The 23,000-nt window shown below is 62.9% G+C and carries 19 protein-coding genes and 1 tRNA gene; 10 read left to right on the top strand and 10 right to left on the bottom strand.

The window, feature by feature from the left end; genetic code table 11:
- Positions 1-72: 72 nt before the first annotated feature.
- On the top strand, positions 73-471 hold the full coding sequence (locus NKI06_RS23665) for a hypothetical protein (RefSeq protein WP_352987412.1): 399 nt from the start codon (positions 73-75) through the stop codon (positions 469-471).
- A 17-nt stretch (positions 472-488) separates the two neighbouring features.
- On the opposite strand, the gene NKI06_RS23670 is transcribed toward NKI06_RS23665, so the two are convergent.
- Together NKI06_RS23670 and pdxR are read right to left on the bottom strand one after the other, a co-directional pair.
- On the bottom strand, positions 489-2,093 hold the full coding sequence (locus tag NKI06_RS23670) for a trimethylamine methyltransferase family protein (protein WP_352987405.1): 1,605 nt from the start codon (positions 2,091-2,093) through the stop codon (positions 489-491).
- Positions 2,094-2,300: 207 nt separating this feature from the next.
- Complete coding sequence (pdxR, locus tag NKI06_RS23675; protein WP_023669484.1) at positions 2,301-3,794, bottom strand: MocR-like pyridoxine biosynthesis transcription factor PdxR; 1,494 nt, start codon at positions 3,792-3,794, stop codon at positions 2,301-2,303.
- Between the two features lie 427 nt (positions 3,795-4,221).
- Here pdxR and pgi point away from each other — a divergent pair, with 427 nt between their 5' ends.
- The 3 genes from pgi to NKI06_RS23690 all read left to right on the top strand — a co-directional run bounded on the left by pgi (position 4,222) and on the right by NKI06_RS23690 (position 6,884).
- Positions 4,222-5,865 carry a glucose-6-phosphate isomerase gene (gene pgi / locus NKI06_RS23680; RefSeq protein WP_502900610.1) on the top strand — a complete coding sequence of 548 codons (1,644 nt, stop codon included), beginning with the start codon at positions 4,222-4,224 and terminating at the stop codon, positions 5,863-5,865.
- Positions 5,862-6,593: an HAD family hydrolase gene (locus NKI06_RS23685; protein ID WP_023688783.1), complete on the top strand. Its 732-nt coding sequence runs from the start codon at positions 5,862-5,864 to the stop codon at positions 6,591-6,593. Before pgi ends, NKI06_RS23685 begins: the two co-directional genes overlap by 4 nt.
- A 69-nt stretch (positions 6,594-6,662) precedes the next feature.
- Positions 6,663-6,884 carry a hypothetical protein gene (locus tag NKI06_RS23690; protein ID WP_155922478.1) on the top strand — a complete coding sequence of 74 codons (222 nt, stop codon included), beginning with the start codon at positions 6,663-6,665 and terminating at the stop codon, positions 6,882-6,884.
- A gap of 84 nt (positions 6,885-6,968) precedes the next feature.
- Here the strand turns inward: NKI06_RS23690 and NKI06_RS23695 are convergent, their stop codons facing one another.
- Together NKI06_RS23695 and NKI06_RS23700 are read right to left on the bottom strand one after the other, a co-directional pair.
- Positions 6,969-7,676, bottom strand: coding sequence for a class I SAM-dependent methyltransferase (locus NKI06_RS23695; RefSeq protein WP_027049319.1), 708 nt, complete (start codon positions 7,674-7,676; stop codon positions 6,969-6,971).
- Positions 7,677-7,704: 28 nt separating this feature from the next.
- Positions 7,705-9,696: a long-chain fatty acid--CoA ligase gene (locus tag NKI06_RS23700; protein ID WP_027049320.1), complete on the bottom strand. Its 1,992-nt coding sequence runs from the start codon at positions 9,694-9,696 to the stop codon at positions 7,705-7,707.
- A 476-nt stretch (positions 9,697-10,172) separates the two neighbouring features.
- Between NKI06_RS23700 and NKI06_RS23705 the strand changes: the two genes are divergently transcribed.
- The 5 genes from NKI06_RS23705 to NKI06_RS23725 are packed head-to-tail and all read left to right on the top strand — an operon-like array spanning position 10,173 to position 15,412.
- Entirely contained in the window at positions 10,173-11,771 is a 1,599-nt protein-coding gene (locus NKI06_RS23705) for an ABC transporter substrate-binding protein (RefSeq protein WP_023669491.1), read from the top strand.
- 47 nt (positions 11,772-11,818) lie between these two features.
- The gene (locus tag NKI06_RS23710) at positions 11,819-12,826 is read left to right on the top strand and encodes an ABC transporter permease subunit (RefSeq protein WP_023669492.1); all 1,008 of its coding nucleotides are present in this window, start codon (positions 11,819-11,821) and stop codon (positions 12,824-12,826) included.
- A 26-nt stretch (positions 12,827-12,852) separates the two neighbouring features.
- A complete protein-coding gene (locus NKI06_RS23715; RefSeq protein WP_050485757.1) occupies positions 12,853-13,737 on the top strand; it encodes an ABC transporter permease subunit in 885 nt (294 codons plus the stop codon).
- The gene (locus NKI06_RS23720) at positions 13,737-14,582 is read left to right on the top strand and encodes an ABC transporter ATP-binding protein (RefSeq protein WP_023696764.1); all 846 of its coding nucleotides are present in this window, start codon (positions 13,737-13,739) and stop codon (positions 14,580-14,582) included. Before NKI06_RS23715 ends, NKI06_RS23720 begins: the two co-directional genes overlap by 1 nt.
- On the top strand, positions 14,582-15,412 hold the full coding sequence (locus NKI06_RS23725; protein WP_023669495.1) for a dipeptide ABC transporter ATP-binding protein: 831 nt from the start codon (positions 14,582-14,584) through the stop codon (positions 15,410-15,412). The genes NKI06_RS23720 and NKI06_RS23725 overlap by 1 nt, the downstream gene beginning before the upstream one ends.
- A 123-nt stretch (positions 15,413-15,535) precedes the next feature.
- Here NKI06_RS23725 and NKI06_RS23730 read toward each other — a convergent pair whose 3' ends face one another.
- The 6 genes from NKI06_RS23730 to NKI06_RS23755 form a co-directional block, all read right to left on the bottom strand.
- The gene (locus NKI06_RS23730; protein ID WP_027049321.1) at positions 15,536-17,332 is read right to left on the bottom strand and encodes an ABC transporter ATP-binding protein; all 1,797 of its coding nucleotides are present in this window, start codon (positions 17,330-17,332) and stop codon (positions 15,536-15,538) included.
- Positions 17,332-18,378: a glycosyltransferase family 2 protein gene (locus tag NKI06_RS23735; RefSeq protein WP_023725804.1), complete on the bottom strand. Its 1,047-nt coding sequence runs from the start codon at positions 18,376-18,378 to the stop codon at positions 17,332-17,334. The genes NKI06_RS23730 and NKI06_RS23735 overlap by 1 nt, the downstream gene beginning before the upstream one ends.
- A complete protein-coding gene (locus NKI06_RS23740; protein ID WP_352987406.1) occupies positions 18,375-19,487 on the bottom strand; it encodes a glycosyltransferase family 2 protein in 1,113 nt (370 codons plus the stop codon). The genes NKI06_RS23735 and NKI06_RS23740 overlap by 4 nt, the downstream gene beginning before the upstream one ends.
- Entirely contained in the window at positions 19,484-20,665 is a 1,182-nt protein-coding gene (locus tag NKI06_RS23745; protein WP_023669499.1) for an acyltransferase family protein, read from the bottom strand. The genes NKI06_RS23740 and NKI06_RS23745 overlap by 4 nt, the downstream gene beginning before the upstream one ends.
- The gene (locus NKI06_RS23750) at positions 20,665-20,853 is read right to left on the bottom strand and encodes a hypothetical protein (RefSeq protein ID WP_023682045.1); all 189 of its coding nucleotides are present in this window, start codon (positions 20,851-20,853) and stop codon (positions 20,665-20,667) included. The genes NKI06_RS23745 and NKI06_RS23750 overlap by 1 nt, the downstream gene beginning before the upstream one ends.
- A gap of 491 nt (positions 20,854-21,344) precedes the next feature.
- A tRNA-Thr gene (locus NKI06_RS23755) sits at positions 21,345-21,420 on the bottom strand.
- A gap of 351 nt (positions 21,421-21,771) precedes the next feature.
- On the opposite strand from NKI06_RS23755, the gene NKI06_RS23760 reads away from it, so the two are divergent.
- Positions 21,772-22,995: a hypothetical protein gene (locus NKI06_RS23760; protein ID WP_352987407.1), complete on the top strand. Its 1,224-nt coding sequence runs from the start codon at positions 21,772-21,774 to the stop codon at positions 22,993-22,995.
- Positions 22,996-23,000: the final 5 nt, after the last annotated feature.

Here is a 23,000-nt window from a genome sequence, read left to right on the forward strand (position 1 = left end):
CTCCGCAAAGGCGATGAAAAACGATCCTACATTCCCATATGAGTGGTCGGCTATCGGACGGAAAGTATCAACGTGACTAAACGGCGCTCTTCAATCGGTTTCCTCGGCATGTTCGGCCGCTCCGGCGATTTGCGGGAACTCGACACCGCGCTGCGCGGCGCCGATCTGCATCCGGCGCTTGTCCCTGAGGGGGTAAAGCTCACCATCGTCAATTTGATGAAGGATCATTGGCCGGACGAGCCGCCGCCGGACGCCTACCGGTCCGTGGCGCAGCTGTTTGGCTGTTGCATCGCGGGCCCACAAACCTTCGAGCAGGCCAATGGGCCGGAGCGGCGGCTGGACGCTGAGCGCCGCATCGAGGCTGCGCTTGAAACCGGCGACAGCCTGGATGCCCAGATCGTGTTGATGGCGCTGCATGGCAAGCTGATCAGCGCCGAAGTGGTCGAGCGCTTTGGGTTAAGTGCGGACTGACCTACGTAAGGTGAAGCTTACCCGCCCATGCCGCTGCGTGGCAGCTTGATCATCTCGCCGAAGCGGGCGCGCAATTTGTCGTCGAGCAGCTTCGGCACATGGCGCGGGAAGCGCTCGGCAAGCACGCGCTTCTTTTCGATGATCGCCCGCTGCAAGATGTCGGGCCGGCCCTTCTCGTTCCATTCCTTGGGCGAAAAGCGGTCGCCCACGGCCGGATAAAAATACTCGGTCTGCATCAGCCGCAGCGTCTGCTCGTTGCCGAGATAGTGGCCTGGGCCATTCATGCAGACTTCGGTGATGGTGTCGATCGACAGCGCTTCGTCGGTCACTTCGATGCCGCGCACGCAGCGCAGGCAGTGGCCCAGCATGTCATTGTCGATGATCAGGCTCTCCAGGCAAAAGCCGAGCAGCGAGGCATGCATACCCGCCGATTCATAGACCAGATTGAGGCCGGCAAGACCGGCCATCACATCGGTGATGCCCTTTTCATAGCCGGACTGGATGTCGGGCAGTTTCGAATCCGTCATGCCGGCGGCCGAACCGCCCGGCAGATCGTAGAACTGCGCCATCTGCGCACAGGCCGAAGTCAACACTGCCTGCTCGGCCGAGCCGCCCGACATGGCGCCGGTCCTGAGGTCGGAGACGAACGGCCAGGTGCCGAAGATCGCCGGATGCCCCGGCTTGATGGCGTTGACGTAGATGAGGCCGACCAGCACTTCGGCCACCGCTTGCACCACAGCGCCGGCAATTGCCGCCGGAGCGGTGGCGCCGGCCTGGCCGGCCGATAAAAGCAGGATCGGAATGCCGCCTTCGACGCAGGCTTCGAGCACGCCGCAGGCGTCCTCAGCGAATTTCATCGGCGGCACGACGAAGCAGTTGGAATTGGATACGAACGGCCGGGCGCGAAAGTTCTCCTCGCCGCCGGCGATCGCATAAAGCATGTCCAGCGCCGGCTGCACGTTCTCGCGCACCGTGAACGAGGTGCCGACATGCTTAGACGTGCCCATCACGCAGGCGTAGAGCGTGTTGAAGTCCATTTCGAGCGGATCGGGAATGTCGCGCGGCACCATCGGCCGCTGGAAGAAATGGATGTTGTCGAGCCCTTCGACGAGGCGAGCGGCATCATAAATGTCCTGCACCAGCGACTCGCGGTATTCGCGCTTTTCGACATCGACCAGATGCACCGCCGCACCCGCCGTGCCGTAATGCACGCGCTTGCCCTGGATAAGCATGTCATGCCTCGGGTCCTGGCCGTGCAGCGTAAAATTCCGCGCGGCTCGTCTGATCGTGTCCATCACAAGCCCACGTGGGAAACGGACGCGGCCGTCATCGCCATAGACGGCGCCGACCCCGGTCAGCGCCTCGATGCAGGAGGGAATGGCATTGGCGAAGCCGACGGTCTCCAGCAGCGTCAGCACCGCTTCATGGATGCGCTCCTGGTCGTTCTGGTTGAGCGGCCCGTAGCTGCCGCCTTCGAGGCCGGCGCGCACCGGCCGGATATCGTCGGCAAGCGGTGCGGCCCGCATGGCGCGGCGCGCTTCGCGCCCGCCGGATCGGCGCGAACGCTGGTCGGCTGATGCATCTTTAGGAGCCGCATCCTGCTGCTCAACAGCCACTGACATGGGGGGCACTCCACCTTTAGCTTGCGAAACACGACGCGATGATTGGTGCACCGTCGGCCTGCTTCGTCCCTCTGTCAGCCGACTATGCCGCTGCCATTGGCCCAGCCTATGGGCCAGTCAACGCAGCCGAGTATGCCAGAGAGCTAATGCAGAATGTTGGTGATCATGCCAAGCGCCGGGACTGTTCAAAGCCCCGGCACAGGCAAATCAGGCTGCAGCGGGCCTGCGTCCGGCTGCGGTCGCGAGCTCGCGAATACCCGGCTCGATGTGCTGCAATGCGATCGAGGAAATGCCCAAGCGCATGAAACGCGACGGCTTTTCGGTGCGATCGAAGAAGCGGTCGCCCGGCTCGATGATGACGCTGCGCGAGGCCGCGGCCTCGGCCAGTCCACGTGAATCGGTGCCGCGCGGGCCTTCCAGCCAGAGCGATGTGCCGCCGGCCGAATCGGTCGAGCGCCATTCCGGCAGGAATGCGGAAATCGCATGGACCAGACGCTTGCGCCGCTCGTCGAAGGCCGACGACAGCCGCCGCACCAGGGCTTCGTGATGGCCGAGCGACAGGAACAGCGCGACCGCGCGCTGGTTGTTGGCCGGCGGGTGCCTGAGCATGAAGCGGCGCAGCGCCCTGAGCTCGGAGATCAGTCCAGCCGAAGCGACGATGTAGCCAAGCCGCAGGCCCGGAGCCAGCGTCTTCGACATCGAGCCGACATAGACGACGCGACCCGAGCGATCGAGGCTCTTCAGCGCCTGCTGCGGCGCCTCGTCGAGAAGCTGGCTGTCATAGCCGTCCTCGATGATGATCTGGTTGTGCCGGTTGGCGCGCGCCAGAAGGTCCTGCCGGCGTTCCGCCGACAGCGGCACCATGGTCGGGCAGTGGTGGCTGGGGGTGACGAAGACAAAGCCGGAATCGTTGGGGATGGACGAGGTGACGATGCCGGACTGGTCGACCGGGACCGGCTGGATCTCGGCGCCGGCCAGGCGGAAGATCGAGCGCGCGTCGGGGTACCCCGGGTCTTCCATCGCGACCTTGGAGCCCTTTGTCATCAGCAGTGTCGCCAGCATATAGAGCGCGTTCTGGGCGCCGAGCGTGACGATGATCTCGTCCGGATTGGCGAAGATGCCGCGCCGCGGCAACAGCCGCGCCTGGATCTGCTCGATCAAGAGCGGATCGTCGCGGTCGACCATGTCGGAGGCCCAGTTGCGGATTTCGAGCACGGCCAGCGCCATGCGGTTGCACTCACGCCATTCGGCTGTCGGGAACAGCGCCGGGTCGAACTGGCCGTAGACGAAGGGGTAGGACGACTTGATCCAGTTGTCGTGCTTGGCCGGTGGCGGCATGTCGCTGGCGGCGATCTGCCGGCGTGCCTTCCAGTCGATCTCGTTCTGCTGGTCGGGCGCCTTCTGGTGCGGCTTGGCGGGGGTGGCCAGCACATCCGGATTGACGAAATGGCCGCGCCGTTCACGCGCCACCAGGAAACCCTGATCGACCAATTGCTGGAACGCCAGCACCACAGTGCCGCGCGCGACGCCGAGTTTTTCAGCCAGGATGCGGCAGGACGGAAGCGGCATCGAAGCGGCGATCTGCCGGTCGAGAATGGCGGCGACGATCGCCTGACGGATCTGCGCCTGCAGGGTCTGGCCCGATTCCGCCGAAATCCGGAACAGGCCGGACCATATGGCCGTGTCGTTACGCTGTGGCATGGAAGGTGTTCCTCGATGGCCAGTCTTTTTTGCTTGGCTGGACCAGCGGAAGGTAACCGTGGCACAAGGGGTTGCGCCAATCAATTTTTCTGATCGCTGGGATTTATGCCAGTGATCTATGCGCGACGCGCAGCGTCGTCGCATCCCCGGGTGACGCTTGCGTCATCCCGCAGCGCGGACGCCCGCGCGATGCGAAGCGTCGTCGCGCCTCATTATCCCCAGCGCGACGCGCAGCGTCGTCGCTACTCCCATCAAATCATCCAGCGCGGCGCGCAGCGTCATAGCTCCATCACATCGCACTATGCTGCACTGCGTCATCCCCACGCATTGAAACATGCGGAATTCGGCTCAATAAGATCAGCGCGACGACACGCGCCGGAAACATCCGGTCTGATAAGATGTCGTGAAAAACGATCAGGAGCCGAAAGTGGATCATTCCTCCTTCGACAAACAGCTTGTCGCCTTGCGTGCTGCGCGCGCGGCGGCATCGGGTACGATGCGCGAGGCTTTTGCCGCCGACCCCAAGCGCTTCGAGACGTTCTCGGCCAGCGACGGCGACCTTTTGCTCGACTGGTCGAAATGCGCGGTCGACCAGGGCACGATGGAACTGCTCGAGAAGCTCGCCGCCGCCGCCGATCTCGAAGGTCGCCGCGCCGCAATGTTTTCCGGCAAGAAGATCAACATCACCGAAGACCGCGCCGTGCTGCACACGGCGCTGCGCAACCTCTCGGGCAAGGGCGTCACCGTCGATGGCCAGGAGGTCAAGGCGGATGTGCTGTCCGTGCTCGACGCCATGGGCGCTTTCGCCGACGCCATTCGCTCCGGCAAGGCCGCCGGCGCCACCGGCAAGAAAATCACCGACATTGTCAACATCGGCATTGGCGGCTCCGATCTCGGCCCGGCCATGGCGACGCTGGCGCTGGCGCCCTATCACGACGGCCCGCGCGCGCACTACGTCTCCAACATCGACGGCGCCCATATCCACGACACGCTGAAGGGCCTGTCGGCCGAAACCACCCTGTTCATCATCGCCTCGAAGACCTTCACCACGGTCGAGACGATGACCAATGCCGAGACGGCGCGCGAATGGGTGCAGAAGGCGCTCGGCAAGGAAGCTGTCGGCAAGCATTTCGCCGCCGTCTCGACCGCGCTCGACCTGGTTTCCAAGTTCGGCATCGAAGCGGATCGCGTGTTCGGCTTCTGGGACTGGGTCGGCGGCCGCTATTCGCTGTGGGGCGCCATCGGCCTGCCGGTGATGATCGCCATCGGCCCGCGCAACTTCCGCGCCTTCCTCGATGGCGCGCATGAGATGGACGAGCACTTCCGCACCGCACCCCTGCAGAAGAACCTGCCGGCGCTGCTGGGGCTGGTCGGCTGGTGGCATCGCGTGATCTGCGGTTATCCGGCGCGTGCGGTCATCCCTTATGACCAGCGCCTTTCCAGGCTGCCGGCCTATCTGCAGCAGCTCGACATGGAATCGAACGGCAAGGGCGTCACCCTCGACGGCACGCCGGTGACGACGCCGACCGGACCGCTGGTCTGGGGCGAGCCCGGCACCAATGGCCAGCACGCCTTCTTCCAGCTGCTGCACCAGGGCACCGATTCCATCCCGGTCGAGTTCCTTGCCGCTGCCGTCGGCCATGAGCCGGATCTGAAGCACCAGCACGATCTACTGCTTGCCAATTGCCTGGCCCAATCGGAAGCGTTGATGAAGGGCCGCACGCTGGACGAGGCTCGCGCGCAGATGCTGGCCAAGGGCATGAAGCCGGCCGATGTCGACAGAATAGCCCCGCACCGCGTCTTCTCCGGCAACCGCCCCTCGGTGACGATCCTCTACCGCAAGCTCGACCCGCGCACCTTCGGCCGGCTGATCGCGCTTTACGAGCACCGCGTCTTCGTCGAAGGCACTCTGTTCAACATCAATTCCTTCGACCAATGGGGCGTCGAGCTCGGCAAGGAGCTGGCGACCGGCCTGTTGCCAGTCGTGGAAGGCAAGGAGAGCGCCGCCAAGCGCGACGCATCGACGGCCGGGCTGGTGGCGCGCATCCAGCAACTGCGGGGGGCGCAATGAAAAATCCGGCCGACATCAAGGGCATATTGTTCGACAAGGACGGCACGCTTGTCGATTTCAACGCGACCTGGCTCGGCATCGCCGATTTCATGGCCATGGATGCTGCCGAGGGCGATCGCTGGAAAGCCGACAGGCTGCTTTCAGCGGCGGGCTTCGATTTTGTCGCCAAGCGTTTCAAGCCGGATTCCATCTTCGCCTCGGGCACCAACATGGATGTCGTCGAACTATGGTTCCCGCGCCTGTCCGACGAGGACCAGATGCTGGCCGTCGCCCGTTTCAACGAGATCACCTCGGTGCAAGGCTCATCGATGGCGGTGGCCTTGCCCGGCATCGTCGCGGCGCTGACGGCTCTGCACAAGCGATCCTACCGGCTCGGCGTCGCCACCAATGATTCGACTGCCGGTGCCGAAAAGACCATGGTCACGCTCGGCGTCGCGCAGCTGTTCACCGCCGCCTATGGCTATGACGCGGTCGCCAATCCGAAACCGGCGCCGGACACGATCGTCGCCTTTTGCGACCTGACCGGGTTGAAGGCGTCCGAGATCGCCATGGTCGGCGACAACCGCCACGACCTGGAGATGGCGCGTGCCGGCGGCTGCGGCCTGGCGGTCGGCGTGCTCTCCGGCACCGGCACGCGGGAATCGCTGGCGTCGATCGCCGATGTCGTTCTGGATTCGGTTGCCGACTTGCCGGACTTTCTGTCGGCGCGGGTCAAGGAGACGGTCTGACGGGGGCCTGGGGCAAACTCAATTCGGCTCGGGATTTCCCCGCCAATGGCCGAGTTGGGGGAAGCAGCCATGAAACTATGGAGCTTCTGGTTTGTTTTCGGACATAGTGGGCTACTCATCAGCAGAGCAAACGTACCCGCATCTGCCGCACCTGATCTTGGCGCTTGCGTTATCGATGTCTTCGCCAGGCTGAAGCTCGAAGCCGCGATTTTCGCACTTTGGGCAAACTATGAAGCCGATACGTTGAACAACTTTAATCCACGCCATTCGACTTCTCCTATCAACGGCTAATCCAATCTATTTTCTGCCCCTTGAGGTTTGTCCACAATGAGTAGAATCCGGCCATTCAGAGCGACTGGGCTTTGCCGCGTCGCGCTAGCAATCTTCCGGCTCGAACCAAAACACACCGCTCGGCTTGGTCAAATCACCCTTTGCGTCGCCGAAATCCGGCACCTGATATTCGGCGAGCAATCGTAGCCGCGACAGCGGCAGATCGGCGCGGCGGGGATCGCCGACCAGCACCTCGATGCCGGCTGCCAGGCAGCGGTCGAGGAACGGGATCACCCGCAGAGCAACCTCGCGGCCGTAGAACACGTCGCCGGCAAGCACGAGATCGACCGCTGGCGGCGGGCCCGTGGTGATATCCTGGTCGACAATGGTGATCTCGACGCCGTTGGCCAACGCGTTGAGGCCGATCGCGGCGACGCCGTTGCGATCGCTCTCGGCGGCGATCACCGCGCTGGCGCCGGCCTTGGCGGCGGCGATGCCGACGAGGCCCGAGCCGGCGCCGAGGTCGAGCACGCGGTGACCGGCCACGATTTGCGGATGGTCGAGTATATAGCGCGCCAGCACGGCGCCGCCGGCCCAGGCATAGGCCCAGTAGGGCGGCTGCGGCTCAGCTTCGTGCTCCTCGGTCTGGCTGCCGTCTTCCGGTCCATGAGCTCGCCACTCGACAAGCCGCCTCAGGCCGCTGCCGGAATGAGCCGTATAGAGCTGGATTTCAGGGAGCGCGGGAACGGGCGCAAGCCGCAGGTTCGCCTTGATGAACACTACTGCATCGGGACGCCGACTATCGTCCGCCATCCCGCCGTCGCCAGGCTCGCCGTTCAAATTATTCCCGCAGCGCCCGGCGCAAAATCTTGCCCACCGGCGTCTTCGGCAGCTCGGTCCTGAACTCGATGTATTTCGGCCGCTTGTAGCCGGTCAGGTTCTCGCGACAATACGCAGTGATTGCCTCAACGGTCAGCGCCGGATCCTTCTTGACGATGAACAGCTTCGGCACTTCGCCCGAATGCTCGTCCGGCACGCCGACCGCCGCCACTTCGAGCACGCCCGGATGCTGGGCGACGACTTCCTCGAGTTCGTTGGGGTAGACGTTGAAGCCGGAGACCAGGATCATGTCCTTCTTGCGGTCGACGATCTTGGTGTAGCCGCGCTCGTCCATGAAGCCCATGTCGCCGGATTTGAAAAACCCGTCCTTGGTCATCACCTTGGCGGTCTCGTCCGGCCGGTTCCAGTAACCGGCCATGACCTGCGGCCCGCGAATGCAGATCTCGCCGACCTCGCCGAGCGGCAGGTTGTTGCCGTCATCGTCGCGGATGACGATCTCGGTCGACGGCAGCGGCAGGCCGATCGTGCCGGTGAAATTGCTGTCGCTGAACTTGTTGGCGGTCGCCACCGGCGAGGTCTCCGACAGCCCGTAGCCCTCGGTGATCGAATTGCCGGTCAGCGCCTTCCAGCGCTCGGCAACCCCCTTCTGCACCGCCATGCCACCACCCAGCGTCATGATCAGCGGCTTGAAGTCGAGCTTGCGGAAATCCTCGTTGTTGAGCAGCGCGTTGAACAGCGTGTTGAGGCCGGGGAAAATGTGCATCGGGTATTTCTGCAGCTCCTTGACGAAGCCGGGAATGTCGCGCGGGTTGGGAACGAGCACGTTCTGGGCGCCCTGCTGCATGCCCATCAGCGCGTTCACCGTCAGCGCGAAGATATGGTAGAGCGGCAGTGCGCAAATGAAATTGAGATGCGCCGGTTTCGGCTTGATCGCATAGGCGTCCTGCAGCCACAGCGTGTTCTGCGCGACATTGGACAGCACATTGGAGTGCAGCAGCACAGCACCTTTGGAAATCCCCGTGGTGCCGCCTGTATATTGCAGGAAGGCGACGTCGCTGGCTTCCATCTTGGCCGGCTTGAAGGCGATGCCGGCGCCGGCCTTCACCGCCGCATTGAACTTGACATGGCCGGGCAGCGACCAGGCCGGCACCATCTTTTTCACCCGGCGCACGACCAGGTTGACGATCGTGCCCTTGAGGCCGCCGAGCATGTCGCCCATCGCCGCGACCACCACATGCTTGACCGCCGTCCTGGCAATCACCGCGTCCAGGGTGCTGGCGAAATTCTCCAGAATGACGATCGCCTGCGCGCCGGAATCCTTGAGCTGATGTTCGAGCTCGCGCGGCGTGTAGAGCGGATTGATGTTCACCACGACATAGCCGGCGCGAAGCACGGCCATCATCGCCACCGGATATTGCAGCACATTCGGCATCATCAGCGCCACGCGTGCGCCTTTCTGCAGGCCCTTCGATTGCAGATAAGCGCCGAAGGCGGCCGATTGCCGCTCGAGTTCGGCATAGGAGATCGACTTGCCCATGCAGACGTATGCCGGCTGGCCGGAAAACTGCTTGCAGGCGCCGACGAGGAAGTCGCCGATCGAACTGTAGGGCAGGGCGCCGATCTCCGCCGGCACGACTTTCGAATAGCTTTTTAGCCATGGCTTTTCCGGCAAGCCCGCGGCAAGCGCCGTCAGCGTATTCGGCAGTTTTTTGGCCGCGCCCGGCGACGGCTTCGAGGCGGGCTTCGCCGCGGCTGTCTTCGCGGCTGGCGGCTGGGCGGGCTTTGCAGCGGGTGTTGTCTTCGCCGCGCGCTTGACCGCAGGTTTCGCTGCCGCGTTGGCGCTTGCCTTCGCCGGCGTCGAGGTTGCCGTTGGCTTGACGGCGGGAGTGGCTTTGGCCGGTGGCGCTTTCGACTTGGCGGCAGCGGCGGCCGGTTTTGAAGCTTTCGCCGCTTTTGCTTTCGCCGGGGCCGTTGTCTTTGTTGCTTTCGCCACCTCTAGCCTCCCTCGGTCGTTCTGTTGCCTGCTCCTGCTGCGCCGCCTCGATGTGGTGAGGCGTCCTCCGCTGCAGCGATGTCGCGGATTCCCGGAAAATCCAGCGTGTCATCTATCTATTGCGACTATCGGCGGCCGTGCAAGTCTTGCCCCAGCGGCAGGACGGCAAAGATTTGCCGTCGAAATCCTTCCCGCGATGCCAGCTCAGGCAATGCCGTCCGGTCATCTCGGTGGCGAAACCCAGGCTTGTGGATTTTTGGCTTACGATTGCTGCGATCAATGAAAAAATGCGGTCGTTAACAATCCCGTGATTAGCAGATTTTGCTATTTGTTTCTGCAGTTCGCCAAAGACCGAGAAATATTTTCTGCTTACGGTGGGGTAGGCAAACAGGGTGTTCCAAAGCCGGAAAAACGGTGCTTATATGCGCGCTTCGCGAGCCTATAGAGGGGCTTGGAAGAACATCAGGGAGTGCTCAATGAAAAAGAAACTGACTTTTGCAGCCGCGTTGCTGGCTGCAAGCGTCCTCGGCGGTGTGGCCAATGCCAAGACGCTGGTCTATTGCTCGGAGGCCTCGCCGGCCAACTTCGACCCGGGTACCACGACGGGCGGCAACGACTTCGACGCCTCGTCGCGCACCGTCTATTCGCGCCTGGTCGAGTTCAAGCATGGCGGCACCGAAGTTGTGCCCGGTCTCGCCGACAAATGGGAGATTTCGGACGACGGCCTGGTCTATACTTTCCACCTGCATCCGGGCGTGAAGTTCCAGACGACAGATTTCTTCAAGCCGACGCGTGATTTCAATGCCGACGACGTCGTCTTTTCGTTCGATCGCCAGTTCAACAAGGAAAACCCCTGGAACGGCGAGAAGTACCTGCCGAACCTGACCTGGGACTACTACACCGGCATGGACATGCCGAAATACGTCGCCAAGTGGGAAAAGGTCGATGACCTGACCGTGAAGCTGACGCTGACCGAGCCGAACGCGCCGATGCTGGCCAATCTCGGCATGGACTTCGCCTCGATCGTGTCGAAGGAATATGCCGACCAGCTGGAAAAAGACGGCAAGATGGCCGACTTCTCGACCAAGCCGGTCGGTACAGGTCCGTTCCAGTTCGTCGACTACCAGCTGGATTCGGTCATCCGCTATGCGGCCAACCCGGACTACTTCAAGGGCAAGGAAAAGATCGACGATCTCGTCTTCGCGATCACGCCTGATGCCACCGCCCGCATCCAGAAGGTGCTCGCCGGCGAATGCGATATCGCGCCCTATCCGAATCCTGCCGACATCGGCACGATCAAGGCCAACGCCGACGTGACCCTGATGGATCAGGCTGGCCTCAACATCGGCTATATGAGCTACAACACCACCATCCCGCCGCTCGACAAGCCTGAAGTGCGCCATGCGCTCAACCAGGCGATCGATCGGGAATCGCTCATCAAGTCGCTGTTCCAGGACGCCGGCGCCACGCCGGCCGTAAACCTGATCCCGCCGACCATGTGGTCGTGGAACAAGGACGTGAAGTCCGACGCCTATGATCCGGAAGCAGCCAAGAAGGTGCTGGCCGATGCCGGATTGAAGGAGATCCAGCTTTGGGCCTCCGACCGCGTCCGTCCCTACAACCCGAACTTCCAGCGCGCCGCGGAACTGATCCAGGCTGACTGGGCCAAGGTCGGCGTCAAGGCGGAGATCGTCAGCTACGAGTGGACGAAGTACCGCGAAGAAGGCAAGAAGAAGGAGCGCCCGGGCGCCTTCCAGATCGGCTGGACCGGTGACAATGGCGATCCGGACAATTTCTTCGCCACGCTGTTCGCCTGCTCGGCCATCGGCGTGTCGAACTACTCCAGCTGGTGCGACAAGGACTTCGAGGATCTGATCCAGAAGGCCAAGAAGACCAGCGACCAGGCCGAACGCACCAAGCTCTATGAAGAGGCGCAGGTTGTCTTCCAGAAGCAGGCTCCGGCCTTCCTCATGGCACACAGCCAAGTCTACGCAGTCGTGCGCAAGAATGTCAGCGGCTTCATGATGGACCCGCTCGGCATTCATCGCTTCGACGGCGTCGACAAGGCCGAATAGAACTGTTAGGCGGGCGGCGCGCAATCAGGCGCCGCCCGCTTTTCAAGATGCTCCGATATCTCCTAAACAAAATCGTCTTGGTGCTGCCGACGCTGATCGGCATCACCATCTGCGCCTTCGCTTTCGTCAGGCTGCTGCCCGGCGATCCCATTCTTGCCATGGCCGGCGAGCATGGCGTGTCGCCCGAGCGTTACGCGGAACTGAAGGAACAGTTCGGCTACAATTTGCCGATCTGGCAGCAATACGCGCATTATGTTCGCGATGCCGCGACCGGTAATTTCGGCGTGTCGATTTCGTCCAAGCGGCCGGTCATCGAAGATTTCATGACGCTCTTCCCGGCAACCATCGAGCTCTCAGTCTTCGCCATGATCTTCGCCATGGTGCTGGCCATCCCGGCCGGCATCATTGCTGCGGTCAAACGCGGCTCCTGGTTCGACCAGGGGCTTATGGGCACCGCCCTCGTCGGCTATTCCATGCCGATCTTCTGGTGGGGCCTGCTGCTGATCATCTTTTTCTCCGGCTATCTCGGCTGGACCCCGGTTTCAGGCCGCATCGGCCTTCAGTTCTTTATCAAGCCGATCACCGGCTTCTTGACCCTCGACAGCCTGCTCTACGGCAAGTGGGATGCTTTCCGCTCGGCATTGAGTCACCTGGTGCTGCCGACAATTGTGCTCGGCACCATCCCGCTGGCGGTGATCGCGCGCCAGACGCGCTCGGCCATGCTCGAAGTGCTGGGCGAAGACTATGTGCGGACCGCCCGCGCCAAGGGCCTGTCGTCGTCCCGCGTCATCGGCGTGCATGCGCTGCGCAATGCGCTGATCCCGGTGGTCACCACCATCGGCCTGCAGGTCAGTACCCTGCTCGCCGGCGCCATTCTCACAGAAACCATCTTCGCCTGGCCGGGCATCGGCAAGTGGATGGTCGAATCCATATCCAAGCGCGACTATGTCGTCGTGCAGTCAGGCTTGCTGTTGATCGCCCTTATCGTCATGGCGGTGAACCTGATTGTCGACGTGCTTTATGCCGTCATCAACCCGCGCATCAGGGCGGCGTGATGAGCCAGTCGACCGAAATCGCCCCGATGGCCGCCGGCAACCCTGACCGTCTGACCGGCTTCAGGACCTTCTGGCACTATTTCTCGGTAAACCGCGGCGCCGTCATCGGCCTGTTCGTCTTCATCCTTTTGGTGCTGGCCGCGCTCTTTGCACCGCTGCTGGCACCCTATGCGCCCGACATCCAGGACAAGACAGCTTTCCTGCGTCCGCCGGCCTGGCAGGCAGGCGGCAGCATGGAATATCTGCTTGGCACCGACGCCGTCGGCCGCGACATGCTCTCGCGCCTGCTCTATGGCGCGCGTTTCTCGCTGCTCATCGGCGCCGTCGTGGTCACGCTGGCGCTTGTCGGCGGCATCACGCTGGGCCTTTTGGCCGGCTATTTCCGGGGCTGGGTCGACGTGGCGATCATGCGGGTCATGGATCTGATCCTGTCCTTCCCGTCGCTGCTCTTGGCGCTGGTTCTGGTCACCATCCTCGGCCCCGGCCTGTTCAACGCCATGCTGGCCATCGCGCTTGTCCTGCAACCCCACTTTGCCCGTCTGGTGCGCGCTGCCGTCATGGCCGAAAAGAGCCGCGAATATGTGGTCGCCGCCAAGGTCGCCGGCGCCGGCCATATAAGGCTTATGCTGCGCACCATCCTGCCCAACTGCTTGGCGCCGCTGATCGTCCAGGGCACGCTGTCCTTCTCCAACGCCATCCTGGAGGCGGCCGCTCTCGGCTTTCTCGGCCTTGGCGCCCAGCCGCCGACACCGGAATGGGGAACCATGCTCGCCTCGGCGCGTGAATTCATCCTGCGCGCCTGGTGGGTGGTGACCTTCCCCGGTCTGGCCATCCTCATCACCGTGCTTGCCATCAACCTGATCGGCGACGGTCTGCGCGATGCGCTCGATCCGAAGCTGAGGAGGTCGTAATGGCGCTGCTCGACATCCGCAATCTCGTCGTCGAGTTCCAGACCGCATCCGGCCCGTTCCGCGCGGTCGATGGCGTCTCGCTCCATGTGAACGAACGTGAAGTGCTGGCCATCGTCGGCGAATCCGGCTCCGGCAAGTCGGTGTCGATGTTGGCTGTGATGGGGCTGTTGCCGTGGACGGCGACGGTCACTGCCGACGAGATGAGCTTCAACGGCCGCGATCTCCTGAAGATGAGCCCGGCCGACCGGCGCAAGATCGTCGGCAAGGACATGTCGATGATCTTCCAGGAGCCGATGGCCAGTCTCAATCCGTGCTTCACCGTCGGCTTTCAGATCGAGGAGGTGCTGCGCTTCCATATGGGCATGGACAAGGCCCAGCGTCGCGAGCGCGCCATCGAATTGCTGACGCAGGTCGGCATTGCCGAGCCGGCCGAACGGCTGAACTCGTTTCCGCACCAGATGTCGGGCGGCCAGTGCCAGCGCGTGATGATCGCCATCGCCATCGCCTGCAATCCGAAGCTTCTGATCGCCGACGAGCCGACCACCGCGCTCGACGTCACCATCCAGAAGCAGATCCTCGACCTGCTCGTGTCGCTGCAGGTTAAATACGGCATGGGCCTGATCATGATCACCCACAATATGGGCGTGGTCGCCGAGACGGCCGACCGCGTCATCGTCCAGTACAAGGGCCGCAAGATGGAAGAGGCCGACGTGCTGTCGCTGTTTGAATCGCCGAAGAGCAATTACACCCGCGCGCTGTTGTCGGCGCTGCCGGATAATGCCGTCGGCGACCGGCTGCCGACCGTCTCGGACATGCTGTTCGAACCAGCTGCCGGGGGCGTCTGATGAGCATCAAGGTCGTCGAAGGCAAGGACATCGTGCGCGACTATCACGTCGGCGGCGGCCTGTTTCGCGGCGCGCGCACCTTGCATGCGGTCAAGGGCGTCTCGTTCAGCGTCGACAAGGGCAAGACGCTGGCCATCGTCGGTGAATCGGGCTGCGGCAAGTCAACGCTGGCGCGCATCATCACGCTGATCGATCCGGCAACGTCGGGCGAACTGTTCATCGACGGCAACAAGGTCGACATCGCAAGGAACGGCCTGACCAGGGAGATGCGCCGCAAGGTGCAGATCGTCTTCCAGAACCCTTACGGATCGCTCAATCCGCGCCAAAAGATCGGCGATGTGCTGGGCGAGCCGCTGCTCATCAACACCGACAAGCCGGCCGAAGAGCGGCGCGACCTCGCCATGAGGATGCTGAAGAAAGTCGGCCTCGGAACCGAGCACTACAATCGCTATCCTCACATGTTCTCGGGCGGCCAGCGCCAGCGCATCGCCATTGCCCGCGCGCTGATGCTGAACCCGAGCCTGCTGGTGCTTGACGAACCGGTCTCCGCGCTCGATCTTTCGGTGCAGGCGCAGGTGCTCAACCTGCTCGCCGACCTGCAGGACGAATTCCAGCTGACCTATGTCTTCATCAGCCACGATCTGTCGGTCGTGCGCTACATCGCCGACGATGTGATGGTGATGTATTTCGGCGAAGCCGTCGAATACGGCTCGCGCGAGGAGGTCTTCGCCGACCCCAAGCACAACTACACCAGGACGCTGTTCGCCGCGACGCCGCGCGCCGACGTCGCCTCGATCAAGGCGCGGCTGGCGAAGAAGAAGGCCGCCTGACCTCTCACCGAGAATTGTTTTTGAACAATCGGAAATGCGTCGCGGCGGTGGTTTGCCGGCAGGATTGATCGCGATCTGCGAGCTGCCGGGCGCAAGCCGCGTCGCAGGTTGGGGTGCGCCCCATCACTCACCCGCTCCGTGCTGGTAAAGCTCGTCCATGCTGAGCATTGCCAGGGTTGCGAAGGGGGCCTGTTTTTTCACCCGACCGCGGCTCAAGATCACCACGTCGTCGCAGAACGATATGGTGCTGTAATGATGACTGATGACAATGGTGGTGCGGCGGCCGGCCCGCGATTTCAGCGTCTCGACAATAGCGGCTTCTGACAACCCATCCACCGCACTGGTGGCTTCGTCGAGGATGAGAATATCGGGATCGCGCACCAGCGCCCGCGCCAGGGCGATCCTTTGCCTTTGTCCGGCTGACAGGTTGATGCCCCGGTATCCGACCAGTGTCGCGTAGCCCTGCGGCAGGTGCTCGATGAATTGATGTGCCTCGGCCAGCCTTGCGGCGCGCATGGCGTCGCTGGCCGACGCCGTGTCGTAGCCGTAGATAATGTTTTCAAAAATGGTGCCATCGACCAGTTCCAGCTCCTGACTGGCCAAGGCAATGTTCCGCCGCCATTGGCTTGGGTCCACTTCATCGAGCGGTGCCCCATCGACGAGGATCCTGCCGCTGTCGGGTTTGACGAAGCGGCACAGGAGATTGACGATCGTCGTCTTGCCGGCGCCCGAGCGGCCGATCAGCGCCGTCGAGCGGCCGCTGCGGATGTCGAACACCGCCTTATGCAGCACCGCCTCGCGCGCGTCGGGGCCTGACAGGGGACCGGAATAGGCGAAGCTCACATCATCGAAGCTGATCCCTTGGCGCAAGCCGTCGAACGGCAGGCTGCCCTGCGGCGCCTCGGGCTTGTCGGAAGGATCGAGCAGCCATTGTACCTCCTCCAGCGAGCCGCTCATGCCTTGCAACTGACTCCAGGACATCTGCAAGGCGCGCATATGCGGCTGCAGTCGGTAGAGCAGGATGAGGAAGGCGACGGTCAGCGGGAAGCTTACATTCGCCAGCCAGGCTCCGATCACCACCGCCAGGAACAGCATCGCGTGCAACACCTCGGTCAGTGGCGGCAAGACGCCCTGGCGGATTGAAAGCACGAAAGCCGCCCGCCGCACCCCGTCGGACGCTTTGGCGAAGACCGCCTTTTCGCGGTTCTCCTGCCCGAAGATGCGAATCAGGCGCCCGGCATGCACCAGATGCAGCATCTGCGACGCCAGTGCGCTGTTGCGCGAGACGACGCTGCGGCTCGGCGCCTTCAGATTGGACGACAAAACCCCGTGCGCCAGCTGGACGAGCGCCAGCCCTAGCGTCACCAGCAGCGTCATCTGCCAAGAGAGGAGCAGGAGGAAGGCGAGCAGGATGACGGCGGCCGAGGCACTGACGATCGCGCCGAGCAGGGCCTGGATAGCGTCGGATGCTCGCCAGGATTCGTTGGAGATGATGTTGAGCAGCCGCCCGGGGCTTTGCTGCAGGAAAAAGGGGTAGCCGACCCTGAGCAACTGCTCCGACAGTGCGCTACGGATCGAATAACCTGCCTTTCCGTAGATGTAGCTGGTCAGCAGAGTGTTGGCGAAGGCAAAGACATTTTTCAGTACGATCGAACCGAGGATCGCGGCCGAAATGGCGATCAGCCGCTGGCGCTCGCCGAGGTCCGCTCCAACCTGCTGGAGGAGGGCGGAGAAACCGGCCATGCCTGATGTTTCGCCACGTCCCATAATGATGCCGAGCAGCGGAATGATGAGACCGATGCCGAGGCCTTCCAGCGCGGCGCCCGCAAGCCCGAGCCCCACCACGACGGGAACGAGCCGCAACAGCCTGCCACCAAGCGCGCGGCGCAGCATTGGCAGGGCTGACGGAATCAGTGACATTATCGCGCTCTGGCCTCCGCATTGGCTTCGCTGGCTTCTCGGTCGTGGCGCAGCGGCAGCCGTTTTGGCCATCCCATCATGACGAGCAGCGCAAATCTGGCGGCACCTGCCAGATTCATAACGACAATAGGCCAGTGCGACAGATCGAGGTCGCGGTCAAAGCGAGGACGGCCCGCCAGTTCCCTGAACGCGGCCCGCGCGGACCAATAGACATGGCGAAGCAGCCAAGGGGCGTGGCGGACATGTTTCAGGCACAGCGCACCATTACCGAGGCTATAGTCGCGGTGCAGCCTGTCGATCGATTTGCGGTCTCGCCGGCCGTGATGATGCAAGACCGTCATGTCGGGCACATACTCGACCGGCATGCCGAGCAGCATCGCCCGCACGAGATAATCAGTATCTTCAGCCGAGCGTAGCGGGCCGCCAGCGCCGAAGCGTTCGTCGAACGACCCGATGCGGGCCGCGACGTCGCGGTGCATGGTCATGTTGCAGCCGAGCACGAAGCCGCCGGGGTGGACCGCCGGGGTCAGCCGCTCGCTTGCCTCGCGGAGCTTTATGGTGAAGGGCAGGTCCCGGGCATCACCGAGCTCGACCCGGCCGCCCCGGATCAGCCACTTCTCGCCACTCCGGTAGTGCCGCTCCAGGTCGCGGAGATAGTCGCGGTCGAGCTTGCAGTCGTCGTCGACGAAGACCAGCACGCGGCCTCGCGCTCGCGCCAATCCGGCATTGCGGGCAGCGGCTAGTCCGGGGCGAGTCTCCGAGACGGCTGTGACTGGGATGTCGGAAGTTTCGGCGATAGCGGCCAGCCGCTTTGACGTGCCGTCCCGTGAACCATTATCGACCACCACCAACTCTGCCGCGAAGGTGGCGTGCACCCGGCATGCGGCCTGGATCGAGGCTATGCAAGCCTCCAGCACAGCGGCGCGGTCGCGCGTGCAGACGATGAAACTGACCTCGAGCGACGGCCGCTCCGATCGGGGAGATGTCGGGACCGGCGCACTCGCAAACTGGTGATCGCGCAGGAGCGGGTGGGGCCTGTCGGTCATACCAGTCCCCGCTGATAACGCGCAAGCACCGCTTCGGCCGGCGTGGTTTTGAAGAAGTAGGCCACCGCGTCCGCCCGCTTTCCGGCCCTTATCGAGAGCAGGCTGAGCCAAGGCGCCCAGACGCCGGGACGCAGCGCATATTGTTCGCGGCGCCGGATGAAATTCCATCTCGCCGTCCGCGTGAGCAATTCGTGCGTCAGCGGCGGTTCTCCTTCGTCGCCGACGAGTTGGTAGAGGAAATAGAACAGGTTCAGCGCGCCTGCCTCGAAGCTTGGCCGTGTGTCGGTCGGCAGCTCGGAAATCCGCTCTTCGAGCGCACGGATGAAATCGGCTGCGCGCGCAACCGTGTCGAAAGAGACGGCCTCGCCGATGTCGCGCAGATCCGCTGTGGTTTCCGCAAGCCCCTCACGCTCGAGATTTTCGGCCACGATCCGCAAATGCGTCCTGCGCATTTCCTTGGCATGCCGCATGGTCACGCTTCCCGCATGGATGCGATAGACGAGCAGGCTATCGGGCAATATGGTCGCCGGGAAACGGCCGGCAAGCCGTCTGAAGAGATCAAAATCCTCGGCATGTCTATATTTAGGATCGTAATAGAGATCGTTGTTCCCAATGACGTTCCTGTTGTAGATCACCGTCGGATGTAAGAATATCGTAAAGAACATCGACAATATGTCGAGCCGGCCGAGCCGGAACGCCGGGTCTAGCCTGCCTTTGGCGATACGGCCGTGAAGCAAGGTATCGACGCAGGCGCCGCAGAAGCCGAGATCGGGCCGCCGCTCGAACAGTGCGACCTGGCGCGAGAGGCGCCGGGGATAGGCGACATCGTCCGCATCCATTCGCGCAACAAGCTCGCCCTGGGCCAGCCGTAGCCCTTCATTGAGGGTGGCGACGAGGCCGCGGTTCTCACGCGAGATGACAGAAACGCGATTGTCTGCCCGGCGGTATCGTTCGAGAATCTCGAGCGAGTTGTCAGTCGATCCGTCATCGATAGCGATGACCTCCAGGCGATCGTAGTCTTGCCGCAGAATGCTCTCCAGCGCAGCGGTGAGATAAGGCCCGGCATTGTAGACCGGCAGCAGGACGGAGACGAGCGGCGCGGTGGTCATCTCTGCGCATCCGTTCGCCGGAGTTCGAGTGCGGCGCGGCCATCGGGGGATCCGCCGGGATAGGCGTCCGCCGCCCTGCCGAGCCAGCCGGCATCGCCAGAGCGTGCCTGGGAGCGGCGGCGCGCTACATAGGGGAAGCGGCGCTTGAGGCCGTTGAGCGGCTTCTCGAAAGCCGTCCACGAGATCGAAGCGACGGCGATCGTGGCGGCGCTCGCGACCAGGAAACGCCCTGGCCCCTGCTCCGAGACATTGAGCGGGATCCAGGGCTGTGACTTGACGGCGAGCGACAGAAGGATCGGATGGTAAAGATAGACGCCGTAGCTGATGCGGCCCAGTGACAGCAGCGGTGGCAGTTCGAAAACCCTGCCGAGGACGCCGCCAAGGCCGGCTGAACAGGCGGCGACAACGGCCACCAGCGGCACCAGGGGCAGGATCTGCAGCAACGCCCAGCGGGCCCATTCCAGCATAGGATCGGCCGGCGCAGGGATAAGCCACTCAATCGCCAGGAAGACAGCCGCAAGGGCTGGCCAGCCTAGCCGCATCCATTGCGGCAGGCCGGCGCCTCTGGTCCGCCGGCAGGCAAGCAAAGCACCAAACGCCAGCGCGTCCATCGATGCTGGCGGCAGCAGGTCGCGCGCTAGCGCCGGGGTGGCGGTGATCGGCCAGTAGAAGCGATAGGCCAGCGACAACAGGATGACGCCGATAGTGATCGCTTCCACCCGCCGTCGGGGTGCGAGAAGCACGACCAGCGGCCAGGCGATATAGAACTGCTCCTCGATGCTCAGGCTCCAGAAATGGCAGAGTAGCCAGGGCGTCCATTCGTTGCGCAGCGCGTACCAAAAATTCGACAGGTAAAGCGCATGCCAGACGAGCGATCCACTGGACTGCTCCAGATCGGTCAGCCAGACGAACCCAAGCACGGCGAAATAGGGCGGGAATATGCGCAGCGCGCGCCTGATGTAGAAGGAACTCAATGCAGGGCCGGCTTTGAATTCGGCCGCGGCGCGCGCTTCGAGCAGCAGTCGTGTGATCAGGAAGCCGCTCAGCACAAAAAAAAGCCGCACCCCGATGTGGCCCCAAAAGGAGGACCCGTTGGGTGCAAGGAAATGGGAATAGAGAACCATCGTGACAGCGATGGCGCGCAGAGCGTCCAACTGATTGTCACGCGCGACCGCCATCAGCCATTTCCGCCGGTCTGAAATCTCCGATGAAGCCAGCGGCCCTGCATTCCGGGCCTCAGGTCGAGGCCTGCCAGCGTCGAGAGTGCGCCGACAACATCAAACCCGCGCCTTGTGCGCGGGGCAGCCTCGAAATCGGTGCTGGCCAGCGAAAAATTCAAGCTGATCAACTTGGCGGAATCCTCCACGGCGCACTTCCCAGTACCAAATCCCCCAAGAAATGGTGCAACCGGGCAATGGTGCAGTGCAACACAAAATATCTATCGAGCTGTAATATTTGTGTGAGTTAGTGCTAAAAATGGGTATGATTTGCGAGTGCGTTGCGTCGCTGAGGGTTTTTCACGTCCGCAATGCTGCATGAGCAGTAGTACCATGTCAGAAAGGCACGGTTTAATTACACAACTATAATCCGGAGTGTCTGATATAGGTCAAAATTGACGAAGATCATTCTAAGATAGTGGTTTTGTATCTTATAAATTATGCTTGTATTGTCGGGTTCTCTAGGCTCTCCATCTTGCGCGATGCAGCATAGTCGATGGTCAAGCGTCTGACGACGCAATCCTGTGGCGGCGGCCATATGGCGCATGTCGACGAGGCAGACAGGAAGTGCCGGTGTTGGCGTAGGGAGTGACGTGCATTAGCCTTGCACCTGCCGTCACGCTTGCGTCGGATGGAGAACTGGTGCCGCTTAGGTGACTCGAACACCTGACCCCATCATTACGAATGATGTGCTCTACCAACTGAGCTAAAGCGGCCCAGGAAGCGCGAAGCCTCCAGGATCGGCTGGGTGATAGACTCAACCGGCCGCTAATTCAAGATGGGCAACCGTGATTTCAAGGCTGGATCCGGCAATTCGTCCCGTCATTTTCCATTGGCGCGGAATAAGCCATCGCCTCGTTTGCTTTTTCGATTACGCGGAGACGTCGCGCCGGACTGCGCGCAAATCGCCCGGCAAGGCGGCAAACGGACTGATTTTATTGCCAAAACGCATCGAAATGGGCCTTGAACAGGCCTGTAAGGCAGAATGCGGGCGCTCGCCCGTTGATTGATTGGTCGCCTGCGGCTAACGATCATGGCAATGTAAGCGAACGGACAGGGGAATTCGCTTGGACGCGATCGAAAAAGCGATCCGCAACGCCTTCGAGAAAGGCAACGCCGAGGACCGGGCATTTCGCGAGAGGGTCTATCGGTCGGCTTTCGCGGCGCTCGACCGCGTGCTCCAGGCCAATCCCGGCGTGACGGTGGAAGCCGCCATCAAGCGCCGCAAGGCGGTGCAGGAAAAGATCGCCGAGATCGAATCCGAATTCCTGCCCGCGGTCCCCGATGTCGCCGCGCAGACGCAGAGCGCTGCGCAGACACAAGATACCGGGCTGACGCAACGCGCTGCGCAGGCGCAAGACGCCATACAGGGCGCCGCCGAAGCGCCCGCAGTCGATGCCCCGAGAGGCGTCGCGGCCGGACCGTCGCCGGCGATCGTCGTTGATGGGCCTGTTCAGCCCGAGGCATCCGACGCGCCGCGTTCGCGCGTGCTGCCGGTCGTCCCCGACATCATGCCTGACGCCACGCTGCCCGGCGCCCCGGCGATCGATATGGCCGATTCCGCGCCGGCCGAGGCCGCAGCGGAAGTGGCGCCTGATCGCGATGAAAGGCGGATAAGGGGCCGCCGCCTGCCGCTGACGGCGATCTTCTTCGGCGTGACGTTGCTCGCCGCCGCCGGCATCGGCCTCTATTTCGCCGTCCAGACCGGGGTGTTCAAGACCCCGGCGCAGCTCGACACCGCGCCGCCCGAAGCGCCGCCGACAGTCGACGATGACGACTTCACGCCGCCCGCCGATACAACTGAGCCGCAGCAGCCTGGCGCGCCGCAGCAGTCTGGTGTCGCCGAACAGACGCGCGACTGGATCAACGTGTTTACACCCACCGATCCAACGCATGTCGCCACCCCGTCCGACGCCAAGGCCGATGTCGTGCAGGACGACACCGGCTCCTTCCTGCGCATCCGCTCCGGCGCTTCCGGCTCGGCCGTCAGCTTCGATGTCGGGCAGGGCGTGCTGGAGAAGCTTGCCGGCAAACATGCCGTGTTCGACATCGTCGCCCGCGCCGAGGACGGCAAGGACACGCAGATCTCCGTCGACTGCAATTTCGGTGATCTCGGCGACTGCGGTCGCAAGCGCTATGCGGTCGGCCAGCAGCGTAACGAATATCTGTTCGACGTGAAATTCCCCGACAAGCCCCCGGGCGCCGCCGGCAGCATCGCCATCAACTCCGACTTCGACAAGCAGGGCAAGGCGGTCGACATCTACGAGATCCGCGTCTCGATCGAACCGTGAGCGCC

This window comes from Mesorhizobium sp. M0772 (assembly GCF_040320135.1).
GTDB lineage: Bacteria > Pseudomonadota > Alphaproteobacteria > Rhizobiales > Rhizobiaceae > Mesorhizobium.

Excerpts from the sequence above, each read along its gene's own strand:
- NKI06_RS23670 (WP_352987405.1), bottom strand. The coding sequence starts at position 2,093 with ATGTCAGTGGCTGTTGAGCAGCAGGATGCGGCTCCTAAAGATGCATCA.
- pdxR (WP_023669484.1), bottom strand. The coding sequence starts at position 3,794 with ATGCCACAGCGTAACGACACGGCCATATGGTCCGGCCTGTTCCGGATT.
- NKI06_RS23685 (WP_023688783.1), top strand. The coding sequence starts at position 5,862 with ATGAAAAATCCGGCCGACATCAAGGGCATATTGTTCGACAAGGACGGC.
- NKI06_RS23690 (WP_155922478.1), top strand. The coding sequence starts at position 6,663 with ATGAAACTATGGAGCTTCTGGTTTGTTTTCGGACATAGTGGGCTACTC.
- NKI06_RS23695 (WP_027049319.1), bottom strand. The coding sequence starts at position 7,676 with ATGGCGGACGATAGTCGGCGTCCCGATGCAGTAGTGTTCATCAAGGCG.
- NKI06_RS23705 (WP_023669491.1), top strand. The coding sequence starts at position 10,173 with ATGAAAAAGAAACTGACTTTTGCAGCCGCGTTGCTGGCTGCAAGCGTC.
- NKI06_RS23710 (WP_023669492.1), top strand. The coding sequence starts at position 11,819 with ATGCTCCGATATCTCCTAAACAAAATCGTCTTGGTGCTGCCGACGCTG.
- NKI06_RS23715 (WP_050485757.1), top strand. The coding sequence starts at position 12,853 with ATGGCCGCCGGCAACCCTGACCGTCTGACCGGCTTCAGGACCTTCTGG.
- NKI06_RS23720 (WP_023696764.1), top strand. The coding sequence starts at position 13,737 with ATGGCGCTGCTCGACATCCGCAATCTCGTCGTCGAGTTCCAGACCGCA.
- NKI06_RS23725 (WP_023669495.1), top strand. The coding sequence starts at position 14,582 with ATGAGCATCAAGGTCGTCGAAGGCAAGGACATCGTGCGCGACTATCAC.
- NKI06_RS23730 (WP_027049321.1), bottom strand. The coding sequence starts at position 17,332 with ATGTCACTGATTCCGTCAGCCCTGCCAATGCTGCGCCGCGCGCTTGGT.
- NKI06_RS23735 (WP_023725804.1), bottom strand. The coding sequence starts at position 18,378 with ATGACCGACAGGCCCCACCCGCTCCTGCGCGATCACCAGTTTGCGAGT.
- NKI06_RS23740 (WP_352987406.1), bottom strand. The coding sequence starts at position 19,487 with ATGACCACCGCGCCGCTCGTCTCCGTCCTGCTGCCGGTCTACAATGCC.
- NKI06_RS23745 (WP_023669499.1), bottom strand. The coding sequence starts at position 20,665 with ATGGCGGTCGCGCGTGACAATCAGTTGGACGCTCTGCGCGCCATCGCT.